This is a genomic window from Winogradskyella bathintestinalis, from assembly GCF_030407435.1.
In the GTDB taxonomy this organism is placed as follows: Bacteria; Bacteroidota; Bacteroidia; order Flavobacteriales; family Flavobacteriaceae; genus Winogradskyella; species Winogradskyella bathintestinalis.
In genome coordinates this window covers 78,982-95,836 of record NZ_JASDDK010000002.1, presented here as the reverse complement: position 1 = coordinate 95,836, position 16,855 = coordinate 78,982, and the positions used below count along the sequence as shown (strand labels likewise).

General features: G+C 33.2%; 20 protein-coding genes. 6 read left to right on the top strand and 14 right to left on the bottom strand.

Annotated features, from left to right (window positions below; genetic code table 11):
- Window positions 1-190: 190 nt before the first annotated feature.
- The 5 genes from gldG to QMA06_RS05380 form a co-directional block, all read right to left on the bottom strand.
- Window positions 191-1,861 carry a gliding motility-associated ABC transporter substrate-binding protein GldG gene (gldG, locus tag QMA06_RS05400; protein ID WP_290205853.1) on the bottom strand — a complete coding sequence of 557 codons (1,671 nt, stop codon included), beginning with the start codon at window positions 1,859-1,861 and terminating at the stop codon, window positions 191-193.
- Entirely contained in the window at window positions 1,848-2,345 is a 498-nt protein-coding gene (locus QMA06_RS05395) for a hypothetical protein (protein ID WP_290205852.1), read from the bottom strand. The genes gldG and QMA06_RS05395 overlap by 14 nt, the downstream gene beginning before the upstream one ends.
- A 1-nt stretch (window position 2,346) precedes the next feature.
- The gene (gene gldF / locus QMA06_RS05390; protein WP_290205851.1) at window positions 2,347-3,069 is read right to left on the bottom strand and encodes a gliding motility-associated ABC transporter permease subunit GldF; all 723 of its coding nucleotides are present in this window, start codon (window positions 3,067-3,069) and stop codon (window positions 2,347-2,349) included.
- A gap of 43 nt (window positions 3,070-3,112) precedes the next feature.
- Window positions 3,113-3,409 carry a putative quinol monooxygenase gene (locus QMA06_RS05385; RefSeq protein WP_290206626.1) on the bottom strand — a complete coding sequence of 99 codons (297 nt, stop codon included), beginning with the start codon at window positions 3,407-3,409 and terminating at the stop codon, window positions 3,113-3,115.
- Window positions 3,410-3,516: 107 nt separating this feature from the next.
- Window positions 3,517-4,368, bottom strand: a complete 852-nt coding sequence (locus QMA06_RS05380) for an SAM hydrolase/SAM-dependent halogenase family protein (protein ID WP_290205850.1) — start codon at window positions 4,366-4,368, stop codon at window positions 3,517-3,519.
- Window positions 4,369-4,521: 153 nt separating this feature from the next.
- On the opposite strand from QMA06_RS05380, the gene QMA06_RS05375 reads away from it, so the two are divergent.
- The 3 genes from QMA06_RS05375 to QMA06_RS05365 all read left to right on the top strand — a co-directional run bounded on the left by QMA06_RS05375 (window position 4,522) and on the right by QMA06_RS05365 (window position 7,189).
- Window positions 4,522-5,475, top strand: coding sequence for a PhoH family protein (locus QMA06_RS05375; protein ID WP_290205849.1), 954 nt, complete (start codon window positions 4,522-4,524; stop codon window positions 5,473-5,475).
- Between the two features lie 131 nt (window positions 5,476-5,606).
- A complete protein-coding gene (locus QMA06_RS05370) occupies window positions 5,607-6,122 on the top strand; it encodes a hypothetical protein (protein WP_290205848.1) in 516 nt (171 codons plus the stop codon).
- A gap of 119 nt (window positions 6,123-6,241) precedes the next feature.
- Window positions 6,242-7,189: a phosphoribosylaminoimidazolesuccinocarboxamide synthase gene (locus QMA06_RS05365; protein ID WP_290205847.1), complete on the top strand. Its 948-nt coding sequence runs from the start codon at window positions 6,242-6,244 to the stop codon at window positions 7,187-7,189.
- A 99-nt stretch (window positions 7,190-7,288) separates the two neighbouring features.
- Here the strand turns inward: QMA06_RS05365 and QMA06_RS05360 are convergent, their stop codons facing one another.
- From QMA06_RS05360 to rlmD, 6 genes are all read right to left on the bottom strand, one after another.
- Window positions 7,289-8,311 (bottom strand): collagen-like domain-containing protein, encoded by a 1,023-nt coding sequence (locus QMA06_RS05360; RefSeq protein WP_290205846.1) that lies wholly within the window; start codon window positions 8,309-8,311, stop codon window positions 7,289-7,291.
- A 5-nt stretch (window positions 8,312-8,316) separates the two neighbouring features.
- Entirely contained in the window at window positions 8,317-8,835 is a 519-nt protein-coding gene (locus tag QMA06_RS05355; RefSeq protein WP_290205845.1) for a T9SS type A sorting domain-containing protein, read from the bottom strand.
- Between the two features lie 304 nt (window positions 8,836-9,139).
- Window positions 9,140-9,664, bottom strand: a complete 525-nt coding sequence (locus QMA06_RS05350) for a DinB family protein (RefSeq protein WP_290205844.1) — start codon at window positions 9,662-9,664, stop codon at window positions 9,140-9,142.
- Between the two features lie 165 nt (window positions 9,665-9,829).
- Entirely contained in the window at window positions 9,830-10,588 is a 759-nt protein-coding gene (locus QMA06_RS05345; RefSeq protein WP_290205843.1) for a DUF6048 family protein, read from the bottom strand.
- Window positions 10,554-11,162 (bottom strand): DUF6452 family protein, encoded by a 609-nt coding sequence (locus QMA06_RS05340; protein WP_290205842.1) that lies wholly within the window; start codon window positions 11,160-11,162, stop codon window positions 10,554-10,556. The genes QMA06_RS05345 and QMA06_RS05340 overlap by 35 nt, the downstream gene beginning before the upstream one ends.
- Before the next feature lie 64 nt (window positions 11,163-11,226).
- A complete protein-coding gene (gene rlmD, locus QMA06_RS05335) occupies window positions 11,227-12,684 on the bottom strand; it encodes a 23S rRNA (uracil(1939)-C(5))-methyltransferase RlmD (RefSeq protein WP_290205841.1) in 1,458 nt (485 codons plus the stop codon).
- A gap of 245 nt (window positions 12,685-12,929) precedes the next feature.
- Between rlmD and rocD the strand changes: the two genes are divergently transcribed.
- Window positions 12,930-14,171 (top strand): ornithine--oxo-acid transaminase, encoded by a 1,242-nt coding sequence (gene rocD, locus QMA06_RS05330; RefSeq protein ID WP_290205840.1) that lies wholly within the window; start codon window positions 12,930-12,932, stop codon window positions 14,169-14,171.
- Between the two features lie 85 nt (window positions 14,172-14,256).
- Here the strand turns inward: rocD and QMA06_RS05325 are convergent, their stop codons facing one another.
- Together QMA06_RS05325 and QMA06_RS05320 are read right to left on the bottom strand one after the other, a co-directional pair.
- Complete coding sequence (locus QMA06_RS05325; protein WP_290205839.1) at window positions 14,257-14,598, bottom strand: CCC motif membrane protein; 342 nt, start codon at window positions 14,596-14,598, stop codon at window positions 14,257-14,259.
- Window positions 14,599-14,613: 15 nt separating this feature from the next.
- Window positions 14,614-14,829, bottom strand: coding sequence for a DUF2752 domain-containing protein (locus tag QMA06_RS05320; RefSeq protein WP_407704301.1), 216 nt, complete (start codon window positions 14,827-14,829; stop codon window positions 14,614-14,616).
- Window positions 14,830-15,028: 199 nt separating this feature from the next.
- On the opposite strand from QMA06_RS05320, the gene QMA06_RS05315 reads away from it, so the two are divergent.
- Together QMA06_RS05315 and QMA06_RS05310 are read left to right on the top strand one after the other, a co-directional pair.
- A complete protein-coding gene (locus QMA06_RS05315) occupies window positions 15,029-15,244 on the top strand; it encodes a hypothetical protein (RefSeq protein ID WP_290205838.1) in 216 nt (71 codons plus the stop codon).
- Window positions 15,234-15,791 (top strand): Smr/MutS family protein, encoded by a 558-nt coding sequence (locus tag QMA06_RS05310; protein ID WP_290205837.1) that lies wholly within the window; start codon window positions 15,234-15,236, stop codon window positions 15,789-15,791. Before QMA06_RS05315 ends, QMA06_RS05310 begins: the two co-directional genes overlap by 11 nt.
- 11 nt (window positions 15,792-15,802) lie before the next feature.
- Here the strand turns inward: QMA06_RS05310 and QMA06_RS05305 are convergent, their stop codons facing one another.
- Window positions 15,803-16,813 carry a hypothetical protein gene (locus tag QMA06_RS05305; protein WP_290205836.1) on the bottom strand — a complete coding sequence of 337 codons (1,011 nt, stop codon included), beginning with the start codon at window positions 16,811-16,813 and terminating at the stop codon, window positions 15,803-15,805.
- Window positions 16,814-16,855 lie beyond the last annotated feature (42 nt).

Sequence of the window (16,855 nt, the reverse complement as noted above, 5' to 3'; positions counted from 1 at the left end):
ACATGGAACATCTTAATAGAATTCTAAGATAAAATCCAACCTGTAAGGCCAGATGTTTCATATTAAATGGATGTGTTTAATACTTTTGGTTCGTCTTACAAATATATCTTAATAGAAGGGTTTTATAAAACAAACTTATTAACAAATTGTTTCATTAAATATTGGAATTCTATTGTTCTAAAAACGAAATTTACTTGGCGTATTTTCTCTTTCTGAAGTAGTTGAATAAAAAGCCAAACATCGCTAATACAGCTAATGGCAATGCAATATTTAGAAGCTGCCATGTACTTTTACTGTCTTTTATTTTATCTGTGTCCAAAAATGCGACCGTAATCTCTTTAGCTCTAATGTTTATAAGTCCTTTGTCATCTAAAAGATAGTTCACAGCATTTAGAAGAAATTCTTTGTTACCAAAGGACTTTCCTGTGAATTGATCAAAGCCTAACTCTAACGGACGATTTTTAATAACGTCATTTTTAATAACGTTACCATCCGATATAACCACCATTTTAGTAGGTGCACTTTTAGATTTATAATTGTTTATTTTAAAAGGTAAAACACGTTTATCATAAACCGATGAAAATTCACCTTCTAAAAGAACTGCCAGGTTTTGAGACCCAGAATTATAGCTTGCTTCATCTGTTGCTTTCGTTACGTTCGCTAAAGAAATAGTAGTGGGTGCTCCTTCAGTTTTAGATTTTGGGGAACTCTGCAATAAAATCGATTTCTTAATGCTGTTTTTCAATGTGTCAATCGGACTAGCAAAATCAAATTTTACCAAGTTTAAATTTTTGGTAATAGGATGTTCAGGGTTAGACGCTGCCAACGGTGAATATTGCCATTGAATAGGCTGCATTTGTGCTTGGCTGCCTTCGCCAATCGATAGCATTATTGGGGCAGAGTAGAGGTCCTTTACTAAAGTAGGGTTCACACGGACGCCATATTTGAAGAAGAAATCATTCAATTTTAAATCGCGCATAATGGAAACACCTGTTCCAGCAGCATTCTTTAAACTGTCTTGGTCCATAACTACGGCTTCTGTCAACCAAAGGCTTTTACCACCACCCATAGTATATTGATCTAATACCAGTTTTTCATTTTCTGAAAACGCGATACTCGGTTTGGCTGAAATAATTAAATCGTAATTTTGTAATTTTTCTAAAGTACCTTGTGGATTGGTCGCTACACTATCTAACGTGAATTGTGCTAAATTATAATAAGGTTTTATAGTTTGAAGAAAATCAGCGATATAAATATCATTGAGCTGTCCGTTACCTTTTAAAATGGCGATCTTTTTTGATTTAGCATTTACTAATTTACTAAAGCCATCGGCAAAAGCGTATTCTAAAGATTGAACAGAACTATTAATCTGCTCTTGTAAACCTTGAGTAATACTTCGTTTTAAAAGCGGAATTTTTACGCGTCCCTCTTTATAACTTGCGTAAGCCCAAGGAAAAATAATGTCTTGAGTAACTTTTCCTGTGCTATTATCAGTATTGATATACGGTTCTAACCCTTGTTTAGTTAATTCTTCAATATACTGTTGTCGTGTCGTTTCGTTTTTAATTGGATCGATATAATTAACAATTATTCGAGGCGATTCTAATTGAAATTCATCAACAATTTGTCTTACTTCGGTTTGAAGCAATCGAAATTCCGAAGGAAAATCGCCTTCTAAAAAGATATCGATAATTAATGGTGAATCTAAATCACTAAGTAATGATTTTGATGCCCCCGAAAGTGTATAACGATTATCTTTAGTGAGATCGAAACGTTGGTATATTGAACTCGAAATTATATTTATAATGATGAGCCCAAAAAGGATAGCGACAATATATAATGTATATTTATTCTTCTTCATTCTCAAAAGTTATGTCTTCTTGATAGGTTTTTACGGCAACAACGTTATCATTTTTAAAAGTTATTTCTAAACACTCTTTTTGGTTATTAAATGCTCCAGGTTCAATTCCAAGACCGTAATTCCATTTATTTTCAACATGAGTTTTTTTAGTTTCATCCCATGATAACCATTCGTAAGTACCTAATAACTTTAAAATTTTATGTTTTGATTTTCCGATTAACGTATCTGATGATATAGTGTTATCCACCATTTCGTAGCGTAACGCAGGGTTTTCCGACCAAGTTTCGCTATCAAAATATTTTTGATGATGATAATTACTAATGATATTCAAAAACGGATAGAACATAAAGAAATATACAATGGGAGTCAATATTAAACTAATTAATCCTGAAAGCCATTTACGTTTATCAACAGTATTTAAAAATAAAAACAGCAGTACAAAAACGACAACTAAAAAAAGAATTAATAAAGGTGTAATAATCATGCTATTGTTTTTGAATTCTCAATTTAGTAAACAGTAAAAATGCCAATGTAATACTAATAAAATACACTAAATCTCTTGTGTCTATTACCCCTCTGCTCATGCTGTTATAATGTGCAGACATGCCTAGATTTTCCATATAAACAAGGTTGTCGAAAAGGTTATAATTGGACAAACCTTCAAATCCAAAATAGAAAAAGAAACAAATAAAAACAGCAATGATAAAAGCCACAATCTGATTATCGGAAAGGGTAGAGGCAAACACACCAATTGCTGTATAAGCACCCACTAAAAATAATAGGCCAAAATATGACCCGGCAGTACTTCCCATATCGAGATTCCCTTCCGGATTTCCTAATTGTGATACAGTATAAACATATAACAACGTCGGAATCAATGCCATTATAATCAGCACAAAAGCTCCCAGATATTTCCCCAAAACAATCTGAAAATGCGAAATCGGTTTTGTAACCAACAACTCTAAGGTCCCTTGTTTTTTCTCATCACTAAAACTTCGCATGGTTACGGCAGGAACAAGAAAAATAAGTATCCATGGTGCCAATAAAAAAAATGATGACAAACTTGCCAAACCGTTGTCTAAAATATTGAATTCTCCTTTAAAGACCCAGAGAAATAAGCCGTTGAGTAATAAAAAAACACCAATAACTAAATAGCCAATTGGTGAGGCGAAAAAAGTGTTTATTTCTTTTTTAAGTATTGCGAGCATTTTTTAGTGTTCAGTATTTATAGTTTTTACTAATAATTAACAACTATTCAAGCGAAGCGATTTTATTAACGCTCCAAGCCTCAGGTTTGGCATTAAATAAAACTTTGGTTTGTGCCCAAACTCCTTTAAATAATTCAGAATGTCTGTAATTATTCAAATCGTTTTCAGAATTCCAATAACTATAGGTGAAAAAGATATTGGTGTTATTATGGTCGCGATACAATTCTAAAAATTGACAACCTTCAAAATCCCGAATTTTTTGTTTAACTGTTTCAAAATTAGCCAAGAATTCTTCAATTTTCGAAGGTTCAAAACTCATTTTTACAATTCTTACTAACAACGAATTTTCGCTAAATTGTGAATCTCTATTTTCTATAGTCATTGTTTTAAATTCTTATTTATTATGCAACTCATTCTACTATCATTCTTTAAATCTATAGCATCCTTTTATTGAGAAAGTATAGAAGATGATATAAAATTAACCGTCACCGTATCCATGGTTTGTAAACCCATTAATGTTGAGGCGCCACCAACTGTAGTACAATTACTTTTATAAACGGCGATTTCTAAATACCCAGAAGAATTAAATACCACTAAACCTTTGCCTTCGATATCGCGTTTAGATTCCTCAATTTCAAAATTAATTATGTCACTAAATTTATTATGAATTTTTTTGAATTTATGGTTTCGAGCGAAAACCTCATAAGCTCTTCCTTTTTGAATGTTTTCAAAAAATTTGCGCTTTATATTTGTGACCACATTTCCATAATTATCAATATAAATGACACTACCAATAATTTGGTTTTGCTCATCATTTACAAATGGCACTAAATTTTTAATTGGCTTAATGGTGTTAATAACTTTACCAATTACATCCAAAGTTCCTCCTCTAGCAATATGGCAGGCTACTTTTACAAAAATATCTAATACTGGGAAGTTAGTTTCTACACGATCGTGAATGTTAATTTCCACAATTTTTTCAGGAGCAATTTCGGTACAAATCATACTCATAATACCATTATTGGCACATATAAAGTAATGGTCGTCTAATTTTACTGCAATGTGCTTATTTTCAGGGCTTAATTCAGAATCAATTCCTATTAAGTGAATTGTTCCTTTAGGAAAGCTACTATATGCATTCTGAATGATATAAGCGGCTTCAGAAATATTAAATGGCGATACAGAATGCGATATGTCAACAATCCTAATGTCCTCAAGTTCACTATAAATCGCTCCTTTTATGGCACCTACAAAATGGTCCTTTTCTCCAAAATCAGTCGTTAAAGTGATTATCGCCATGGATTAATTGTTAATATTTTTTTAAAATTAATATTTGTAAAATTACTAGCTTTGTGTGTACACAATTGTTGCACAAAATTAAGAAAAGAAAACAGATTAACGGACCGAAAGAATTTTAATATTTGTTCGGTGTAAACTAAATAAAGCACGCTTTTGAACGAACTAATCCTAGAACTCGAAGAAATATCTCCAAAAGAATTCTTCGGTGCACAAAATGCAAATATTGAATTATTAAAAAAATACTTTCCTAAACTTAAAATAGTCGCTAGAGGTAATAAAATAAAGGCCTATGGTGATGAAGATTTACTCGAAGAGTTTGATCGGAGGATAAATATGCTAATAAAGCATTTTGCAAAATACAATAAGTTAGACGAGAATGTTATTGAACGTGTACTTACTAGTCAGAGTACAGATGATTACGAAACCACCGCAAAAAGTGGCGAGGTATTAGTACACGGTGTCGGTGGAAAATTAATAAAAGCACAAACGGCAAATCAGCGCAAGTTGGTGGATAGTATGCGTAAAAACGATATGGTTTTTGCTATTGGTCCAGCCGGTACAGGAAAAACCTATACAGGTGTTGCTTTAGCTGTTGAAGCTTTAAAAAAGAAAGAGGTTAAGCGTATAATATTAACGCGACCTGCTGTAGAAGCCGGTGAAAATTTAGGATTTCTACCTGGAGATTTAAAAGAAAAGCTTGACCCTTACATGCAACCCTTATACGATGCTTTACGCGATATGATTCCTGCAGAAAAGTTAGAAAGCTATATAGAAAAAGGGGTTATTCAAATAGCACCTTTAGCATTTATGCGCGGTAGAACGTTAGATAATGCATTTGTAATATTAGATGAAGGCCAAAATACCACCCATGCCCAAATGAAGATGTTTTTAACAAGAATGGGTAAAAATGCCAAGTTTCTTTTAACAGGGGATCCTGGACAGGTCGACTTACCACGACGTACAATTTCTGGATTGAAGGAAGCTCTATTGGTATTGAAAAATGTAGAAGGTATAGGTATGATTTATTTAGATGATAAAGATGTCATTCGTCATAAGCTCGTTAAAAAAGTAATTGCTGCGTATAAAAGTATAGAAAATAGGGAATAATATGTATGATGTGGTTAGTTAGGTTTTTAGGGGGTTTGACCTTAAGATTATATAAGATATACTAGAAATCATATAAATATTCTAGTAACAATCCTGTATAAATTTGCTGAAGTAATAAAAACTTAAACAACATGAAAAAAGTAATTTTAATTATTGGAATAACATTAGGATTAAACCCATTATTTGCTCAAGAAGATGATTTAGATATCAGTTCGGATAATGCTTGGCTTAAAGCAGGTGTAACGGCAGGCGTGCCTGTAAGTGATGCAGGTGATTTTTCGTCTTTCACTTTAGGTGTAGATTTAAGAGGACAATATTTATTCAACCCAAATTTAGGAGTTGGTATAGCTTCAGGATATAGTAATTATTTTGGGGAAGATGAAAATGATGATTTTGGGATTATTCCTCTAGCAGGTTTTATCCGTTATTATTTTACACCTAACGGTCTTTTCTTTGGGTCTGACATCGGTTATGGTTTTTTAACTGGAGCAGATGATACCGAAGGTGGACTTTATGTGAATCCTCAAATAGGTTACCACAACAGAGATTGGAATATTTATGCGTATTATCAAAACACCTTTGCAGAGAATGATATCGATATACAATCTATTGGAATTGGTGCAACCTATAATATTAGATTCAAATAATTAAAAATAGCATAGATTAAATTAAAAAGGAGAAATTTTATTTCTCCTTTTTTTATTGAGTTTATTGTCGTACCCAAGTAAAGAAATTACATTTGTATTTCACAATAAATGATGAATAGATGAACACCATAATAGAAACCAATTTCAATTTTCCGAAGCAAAAAAGTTTTTATAAAGGAAAGGTAAGAGCCGTTTACAATATAAATGATGAGCAACTGGTTATGGTTGCTACGGATCGCTTAAGTGCTTTTGATGTGGTGATGCCAAAAGGGATTCCTTACAAAGGACAAATTTTAAACCAAATAGCCACTAAAATGATGAAGGAAACTGAAGATTTGGTGCCTAATTGGTTGGTGGCTACTCCAGATCCTAATGTGGCGGTTGGTCATTTATGTGAGCCTTTTAAGGTAGAAATGGTAATCCGTGGTTATATGTCTGGCCATGCAGCGAGAGAATATAAAGCGGGTAAACGAATGCTTTGTGGAGTTGCAATGCCAGAAGGTATGAAAGAAAATGATAAATTTCCTGAACCAATTATTACACCTGCAACGAAAGCTGAAATGGGAGACCATGATGAGGATATTTCGAGAGAAGATATTTTGAAAAAAGGAATCGTTTCAGAAGATGATTATTTAGTATTAGAGGATTACACCAGAAAACTTTTTCAACGAGGGACAGAAATCGCTGCAGAAAGAGGTTTAATTTTGGTGGATACCAAATATGAATTTGGGAAAACTAAGGATGGTAAAATTGTCTTAATTGATGAAATTCACACTCCAGATTCGTCACGTTATTTTTATGCAGATGGGTATCAAGAACGCCAAGATAGAGGGGAGGCTCAAAAGCAATTATCTAAGGAATTTGTGAGACAATGGTTAATTGCGAATGATTTTCAAGGGTTAGAAGGGCAAACCGTGCCTTTTATGAGTGATGACTATATTCAATCTGTAAGCGAGCGTTATATTGAATTGTATGAAAATATTACTGGCGATTCATTTGTAAAAGGAGATGTTAGTAATATTGAAGGTAGGATTGAAGCTAATGTTTTGGAGTATTTGAAATCTTAAAGTTGAAATTTTAAAGTTTATTATATAAATGAAAAAGATGTATAGTTTTAGGCTATACATCTTTTTTTTTTTAGTGTGGTTTATAGATTGAATGCAAAATTATAAAGCATACCATGAGTTTGTAACGTAAACCAGATGAAGACCTGATCCTCCACTTAGAGTAACTGGACTTGTAATTGTATTGCCTCCTCCAGCTTTTAAATTTTTGCCATTGGGATCTAAGGTTGTACCGCTTTCATAGTAAATATATAAAATTTGACCATGCACAGGTGCCGTAGGTAAACGTAATGTCATCGTACCATTTGTTATAACTATTTGATTGGTTGTGTTCAGTGTTGCGGTTGAGTTTAAGACAGTTATTGCTAAACCTCCTCCGTCTGCTCCATCAGCGCCAGCAGGTCCCATTGGTCCAACAGGTCCAGTCAGTCCAGTTGCTCCAGTTTCTCCTGTAAGTCCAACAGGTCCTATTGGTCCTTCAGGTCCAGTCAGTCCAGTTGCTCCAGTTTCTCCTGTAAGTCCAACAGGTCCCATTGGTCCAACAGGTCCAGTCAGTCCAGTTGCTCCAGTTTCGCCTGTAAGTCCAACAGGTCCCATTGGTCCTTCAGGTCCAGTAAGTCCAGTTGCTCCGGTTTCGCCTGTAAGTCCAGCAGGACCCATTGGTCCTTCAACACCCATTGGTCCTACAGGTCCGGTTTCACCAATAGGTCCTGGAGTAGAACTACCAGAGGTTTTGGCATATAAAGCATAAGGCACACTCATTAATTGACTGGTCCCTGTAATTGTGTAATTAGAACCTCCTGTTGGGTCAATTTCTGTTTTGATAAAATAGGTGTTATTTCCCCAATCGATAGTATTAAAAGTTCCAGTTATAATATTTCCCGTGCCAATTTCTATAGAAAGTAAACCATTATTATTTGTAGTTGGGTTTTGGGTTTCAGCATATACGGCATTGCCATCTGTTGCACCTTCTAAAAGACTAATTTGAATACCAACATTCTGATTGGTTAATATTTGGTCGCTAGTGTTTCTTACTAGCGCTTGATAGCTCATTTTATCAGGAGATTGGGCCCAAGTGGCAAGTGAGGTTACAACTAGGATTAAAAGTAAAGTAATTTTTTTCATGTAGGTTAGTTTTTAATAATTTTAAAGGTTTGGGATGTTTGATTTGTTGTATTTTCAATTTTTAGTAAATAGGTCGCCATGTCTAAATGATCTACATTGATTATAGTCGCTTTAGCAACCACATTTCCTTCCGTTACTAATTGACCTAAGAGGTTATACAACTTATACGTAAGTGTATCTGGTTTAAAACCCTCAATGGTCATGTTTAATTTTGATGAAGTAGGATTAGGATATGTAGTAATATCTATATTCGTTTTTATATCAACTATAGTTAAAGATTGATCTTCAAAGTAGAACTGAATACCTTGGATGATCGATGTGTCTGAATTTGAAATTGTATGCTGTACGATCTGTCCGACAGAATAATTTACATTCCCACCAGTGTCAATAATATCACCACCTGAAGTTAAAATTGTTTCTTGAGCTTCTGCATAACTAAAGCTTGCGAGGAGAGCTCCATAAAATAATAGAGTTTTTCGGCTAAAATGCATAAAGCATACATTAGCCATTTTTTTTTGTTTCATAAAGTAGGTTTTAAAGATTAGGTAATAACACTTATTTTATCGGTGAAACGATAATTTAAGTCGGTCAAATGTAGTTTAATTTAACATTATAAAAAAAGTTTTTAAATTATTTGAGTTTATGAAACCCTTAAATATAAATTTGAGCGAAATTGTGACGAGAATTTTACTATATAGAATCTGTGCTAAAGAAAGAATAATTGGGTGTGTCATATTCAGGAAAAAACTATTGATTATAAATTTCGAATGTGAGGGTTGTATAAAAAATTTTCATTAAATAACAACTATTCTAAACCATTCATGAAAGTTAATAATTAGCTTTTAATATTTTAGTATGATGTTCAACATGATGCGCGGTCCACATAATAATTTCTCTAACGGGCATTTTTCCCATTAAAGGGTGTGGTAAGACTACGGTATCTAAATTTTTATCGCTTATTCGTCTGGTTTTGTATTGTAGTTTCTTTTCTTCAGTTTGTATGCGATTTAAAAGGTATTGTTTGTCGACCAAGGTTGGAACCCTCATATCTTTAGAACCTTCGTAAGTTTTTCCATGTGCATCAGATAACCGCTCTTGATAGCGATTCACAATAGTTTCATAGTCTCTAACTGGTCTATTTGCTTTTCCGAATTTAAATCTTAGCAAATATTTGGGCATACTTAGAGCGTTGTTAACGGGAACTATACTTTGTAGTAAATGCAACGCTTGTTGACCTGTAGTCCATTTTCCTTTTGGCCCTTGTGTCCAAAAATCGTCTGGCTGTTTTTCTAACCACAAAATTAATTCGGAATATTTAGCATCAATTAAATCTGCAATCTCATCTTTATGCATTTCAATGAATTTAATAAAGAAAAGATAAGCAATTTTGATGAAAGTTACCTAGCAGAATAGAGAAGTTGTTTACGACTATAGAAAGCCTTTAAATATTGATTATAAATAACAAGGAATTCGAAATAACTTGAGATTATATTTATTTGTAATAGGAGATATAAATTTTTACTCTTCAACTTCAATCTCTTGAATCACAATTTTATCTTTTTTAAATAGAGGGACTAAATAAGACAAGTTAAATCCGAAACCACCACTAAAAGCACTGCTATCGTAAGTACGGTTGTAACCAGGAATATAGAGGTTTTCGTAACTATCTATTTCTTTTTCGGTAAGGAGCACTTTTAATTGTACATTGACTCCGGCGAAAAAATTATTAAATAATTCTGCTTTTAAGCCAACCTGAAGTTCTACCCACAACGCAGATAAGCCATTGAATTCTTCCCCTTCATCAACCGTAAATCGGTCATTCCAATATTGGTTATACACATCGTAAACGGTATAATTATTAAGGGTTTGACTAAAAGAGCTAGCTCCAACACGTAAACCGGCATAAATCATATTCTCCATATCGAGCCAGTTTCTGTAGAAATTCATATCTACTCCACCTTTAAAATAACTACCTTTAGTGGTGTTATTTAAATAATCAGTTTCTAATGTGCGCTCTTCATTACCGATTTCACCTGCAATATAGATTCGTTTTGTAAGCCGGTAATCTCCCATAATTTCGAACCCAGAATAGTCATCATCTATTAACGTACGTGCTAATTTGCTGAAATCGGCTCCTAATCTTAAACCATACTTTTGTTTATATACTAAAGTATCATTTATAGTTTTCTTTTCTTCTTGTGCAAAAGCCATTGCAGAAAACAATAGCATTACAACTACACTTTTAATGAAAGATGCGTACATGGGTTGTATCTTCATTTTCTACAATATTTTCAGTGACTACATCATTAATGATATTAGCTATCCATGGGTCATTATCTGTTACACTCGAAATGCTCAATTGTGTAAATATGCTTTTATAACCGCATGCTCTAGAGACATATACAAATTCTGTTATATATTTAATTTCAATAATATCTATATTGGACGTTTGTGTATTATTAGTGTCTAAACGTAGATTTGTATCTTTTTCAAGCACATATCTAACTGTAATCTCTTCGTTTTCTGGTCCAATTCTTAACGGTAATGCTATCTTATTGCTATTGATGTTAAACACATAAGAAGGTGGGGTTTCAGAGCCTAATGTTAATATTATTTTATCGGACGCTTCTAAAGGTTCGTTGAGAGTACCATCTAAATCTGTAAATAGGTCTTCACCGTATGCCGTAATCCTAGGAACATTTTTCAACACTTCGAAATCGTCATTATCATAGAATTCGACAATTAACCGTGGAGTAGTGGAGGTAGTTTCAGCACAAATATCATCACGTTCGCAGCTAAAGTTAGCTATGGCTAATGTGATAAAACTTAAAAATATTATTAATCGCTTCAAATTAAATTATTTCAGTGCTCTAAATTTATTTTATAGTGAGCGTAAAGTAATGCGGTCTTCTTTCTTAGTTTATTTTTTCAAACAACACCACCGTTTCAATATGCGCTGTATGCGGAAATTGATCTACCAAACTTATTTTTTTAAGTGTATAACCAGCTTCCCGTAATTGTTCCGTATCTCTTGCTTGAGTAGCAGGATTACAAGATACATAAACCAAACGTTCTGCATTTAGGTTTATCATTTTTTTAAGAGTTTTGGGTGCAATTCCAGCCCTTGCAGGATCCAAAATAATAGTTCTTATTTTATTGGTGTATTCGGGATGTTCGGTTAGAAATTTACCAACATCAGCAGCATAGAATTTTAAACCCTCAATATTATTTCGTTTAGCATTCTCTTTAGCATCTTTAATCGCCGCTGCGACGATATCTACACCAACAATTTTAGTATTATTGGCTTTATTGGCTATAATTTGTCCTATGGTCCCAGTCCCACAGAATAAATCTAAAACAACTGTATTATCTATCGCTTCTTTGTTTTCTAAAGCATAGTCTACCACTTTAGAATATAGTTTTTCCGCACATTTAGGATTGGTTTGAAAAAAGCTTTTCATGCTGATTTCAAAATTTAAGTCTAATAACTCCTCAACAATTTTGTCATCACCATAAATTAAAGAAATACTTCCTGTAGTAGCAATGGTTCTGTCTCCAACTTCATCGTTTATAGTATGTAATAAACCAGCAACTCTGTCGCCAAATAGCTCTACTAGATAATTCGCGAATTTATCTAAATCAAATTTAGGTAAATCGTAAGATGTCGTTACTAAATTAAATAATAGTCTGTTAGTTTTATAAGATTTTCGAACTACAAAATATCTAAAAAATCCTTCTCTTTTTGGTGCATGCCAAGGGTCTAATCCTGTTGCTATGCAATAGGCCCTAATATCTTTTAATTGGTTTTCAAATTCGGCATCAAATAGACCAGAATCGTTATTGAGATTATCACCACACCACCAAGTACCTCGCTTTTTGAAGCCTAGCGTAAATTCATCAACGTCAGTTTTTAAATCGTGATCATACCCTATAGCTGAAAAACCATATTCCATTTTATTTCTGTAATGAAATGTGTTAGGTGAGGTAACGAATTCATCAAACTTATCTTCAATATCTGCTACTTTACCTATGCGCTTAAATAATTCGAGTGTACTTTGCTTTTTATAATCGTGTTGTTTTTCAATCGGTAAATTAATATAAGGAGCACCCGGAATGCTTTGGTAAGGCATGTCAATTTCATCTTCAGACGCCTTTAAAACTTCAAAAAGTTTTCCTTCTGCATATTTCTTACTACTTTTTTTGATTTGAGTTTTCACCAATTGTCCTGGCAATGTGTTAGGAACAAAAACTACAAACTCGCCATGTTCATTTCTAATACGACCAATACCTTTACCTCCAAAAGCATAATCTTCAATTAAAAGTTCTATGATCTGTCCGCGCTTTACAAATTTGTTCCGTTCTCTTCTTGGCATTTTTTAAAATAATTTGAATGCAAAGATATTCTTATTTTGGTAATACAACGGCATAATTTGAAGCATAAGTGTAATGAATATTTCTGCAGAATTTAGTAAATTGCAAACCTCTTTAGGGATGATTTCTTTCCCACGCTGAATTTTCGACTCACTTCGTAACTAAAGTTATAAAGTGTTTTAAACTTCGAAAGGATAAAGGTAGATAAGGAATGGATATTTTATTCATTTATTAAATTATTTTTAAAATGGCTGTTTTAGACCACGTAACATCGCAACAAGCGATAAATTTAGAAAACAAATATGGTGCGCACAATTACCATCCACTACCTGTAGTTTTGAGTAGAGGAGAAGGTGTTTTTGTTTGGGATGTAGAAGGCAAAAAATATTACGATTTTTTGTCTGCATATTCCGCAGTAAATCAAGGGCATTGCCATCCTAGGATTGTAGGCGCAATGACTGAACAAGCACAAACATTGACCTTAACGTCAAGAGCATTTTACAACGACATGTTGGGTAAGTTTGAAAAATATGCATCAGAAACCTTTAAGTTCGATAAACTTTTACCGATGAATACGGGAGCAGAAGCGGTTGAAACTGCTTTAAAAATCTGTAGAAAATGGGCTTACGAGGTTAAAGGTATTGATGAGAATGAAGCTGAAATTGTAGTGTGCGAAAACAATTTTCATGGACGGACAACTACCATTATTTCATTTAGTAACGATCCAGTTGCTCGTAAAAATTTTGGACCTTATACTAAAGGTTTTATCAAAATAGATTATGATAATCTAGACGCTTTAGAGCACACCTTAAAAACTAACAGTAATGTTGCTGGTTTTTTAGTAGAACCAATTCAAGGTGAGGCCGGAGTATATGTTCCTACAGAAGGTTATCTCGAAAAAGCTAAGGCTTTATGCAAAAAATATAATGTTTTGTTTATCGCCGATGAAGTACAAACGGGAATTGCCAGAACAGGCAAGATGTTGGCCGTAGATCATGAAAACGTAAAACCAGATATTCTAATTTTAGGTAAAGCATTGTCAGGTGGCGCCTATCCTGTTTCTGCAGTTTTAGCCAATGATAATATTATGAATGTTATTCAACCTGGAAATCACGGAAGTACATTTGGTGGAAATCCTATTGCTGCAGCCGTAGCGATGGCCGCTTTAGAAGTGGTGAAAGATGAAGATTTGGCAAACAATGCGCATCAATTAGGTGAATTGTTTAGATCAGAATTATCAAAATTCATTGAAACGAGTTCTATTGTTAACGCAGTAAGAGGTAAAGGTTTGTTAAATGCTATCTTAATTAACGATACTGAAGATAGTGATACAGCATGGAATATCTGTTTAAAATTAAGGGATAACGGATTGCTGGCAAAACCAACACATGGTAACATTATTAGATTTGCTCCTCCATTGGTAATGACTAAGGAACAGTTGTTAGACTGTGTTGCAATTGTTACAAAAACTTTAAAGGAGTTTGAATAACAGAATTTATTGTCTATAAAAAAAAGCGATTTTCTCTCGTAGTCTCGAGTAAGAAAATCGCTTTTAATATTTTTATTAGATTCGATTATTGCTGTTGCATCATCTCTTCAATTCGTTCTTGTAATAATTCTTGGTTTTGTATAGTTTCCCATCCAAAATAAGAAATAATCCAGATAATGTAAGCCACCATTAAAACACTAAGCACTACACCGATAATTCCCATAATTTTTCCGGCTTTTACATTTCCATAACCAGAATAATTTTCAGGGGATTCCATATATAATTTATTGGCTTTGCTAGCAAGGACAATGGCCACTATTCCAAAAATTAAGCCAGGGATACCATAGCAGCAACAGCCAACTATTGATAAAATTCCCATCACTAGAATTAACGTGCCATTTGGTATTTGTTGTTGATGTTGTTCCATGTTTTTTTTGTTGTTTTAGTTGATTAAAAAGGTTTTTATAATAAAGCTTATTACAATAATACTAATATTTAAAAGAAATAAGCCTAAAATAATACGATGACCATTTTTGAAATGAAATTTAAGATGTAGTAATAAAAAAGAAAACAAAGCAATTAGGCTGTATATCGCGGGATACATATAAAACGCTGCGACCAAATCACCATGTAAAATAAGCGCAATTGATCTTTGCATACCACAACCCATGCAATCAATATTAAACGTTTGTTTCCATAAGCATGGTAACATATAATCTTCTAATCCTTTCAGAAATATTAGCATGTGGCTAAATTAATAATTAGAAAAATATTTACAACATATTTTAAAATTCATTTGCTATAGCGGTTGCTATTTATCTAAACCTTACTTTTGTATTTTGTTAAAAATATATACTATGAATAGATCCAGAATCATAAATTTAATTTGCATTGTTTTTGGTGGTTTGGTCGCTTTTTATGCCCAAGCTGAAAAAGAAAATAATACCTATTTATTAATAGGTGGTATAGTATTGTTATTTTTTGGTATTTATAGAACCTCTAGAAATATTCCAAGTAAGTTTGATAAACCTGAAGAATCCTTTATAAAAACCGAAAAAGAAGATGAAGTTTAAAGTTGGAGATGCTGTTGAAACTATAGATGATGATATCTATGGGATAATAACTAAAATATCAGAAAATCAAATTACAGTTGAAGATAATGACGGTTTCGGCTTACAGTTTGAAGCGCATGAACTTATGTTAACCTCTTCTGGGAACTCTATAGAAAATGCGGTTTATAATACCGATTTTGACGCCATTAAAAAAGAAAAGGCATCTAAGAAACGCCGATCGGCACCACCTTTGAGACCAAAAGAACGGCATGCGCCAAAATTTGAGGTCGATCTACACATTCATCATTTAACAAAATCATCTAAAGGAATGTCTAATTTTGAGATACTAAATTTGCAATTAGATACAGCAAGAGGACAGCTAGAGTTTGCCATAAGAAAGCGTATTCCTAAAATTGTATTTATTCATGGCGTTGGAGAGGGCGTACTTCGCCAAGAATTAGAAACCTTATTTGGTCGTTATAACAATGTAAAATTCTATGACGCTGATTATAAAATTTATGGTTTGGGTGCTACTGAGGTTCGAATTTTACAAAATATAGCACCTTAATGGTCATCTAATTAGAATACATTTGGTGTAAGAATTAGTGGCGTACTTAATGTGCCAAAATTTATCATTGTAGTTCTTAATATTTCTAAATCAAAATCTTTTACTTCAAAATTAGTAGTTACATCTCTACTAAATGTCGTAATTCTTTTACCTGGATCTGGATACGTGTCCATATAGTCTTCATCATTATACAAATAGCGATAAACTTCTAATCCTTCAGCATTCACAACTTTATCTACTAAGCCACTGCGAGGATTTTTGTCCCCGTCAACATCTTCTAAATAAGTTGGAATTCCATCGCCATCATCGTCATCATCTAAATAATCTGGAATCGTATCTCCACTTGTTAAATCGGCATCCGTATTTTTTGGGTTTGTATTAGGGTTATTATCCTCATCAGTATTATCAATTTCATCTTTAGTCAATACATTGTCGTTGTCGTCATCTTCATCGAGATAGTCAGGAATTCCATCTCCATCAGAATCTAAAGAATCCATATAAATGCCGTCTTCATTTGGTTCACCTGCTAAACCTTCAAACTCAGTAGGAATTCCATCATTATCGTCATCTACCACAGTAACAGTAATTAGTACTTCTCCAGCATTGGCTTCATAATTTTCATCAATAGTTAAACTAGCCGGAGGTACAATTTCACACAATTCGTCACTGTTCAAATTTCTATTGTAAGATCTGTATAAAAATCTATTATTAGAATTACTCAAATCTAAACTTACTGGTTCTCCAACCGGAGTGGGAGTTGTAAACAATGCGTTATTGACTGTGTTTTTTGGGAGAATCAAGATCAAAGATTCGCTTGGGTCATCGCGCGTATCATAAATAAGGTGAAATTCCTCAAAGTTATCACAACGTTTCAAATTTCCTGCAAAATCTAAGTCTACCGTAAGAATATCGCCATCATCGCAAGAAACAAAAATGACCAAACAGAAAAGGATATAAAAACGACGAATCATAGTAATAATTTTAAGCAAAAATAAAGGATTTGTAAAATTATAACGCTCCATTAACTAAATAATTTTATTTACAATATTTTTGCAGCAAAGAAG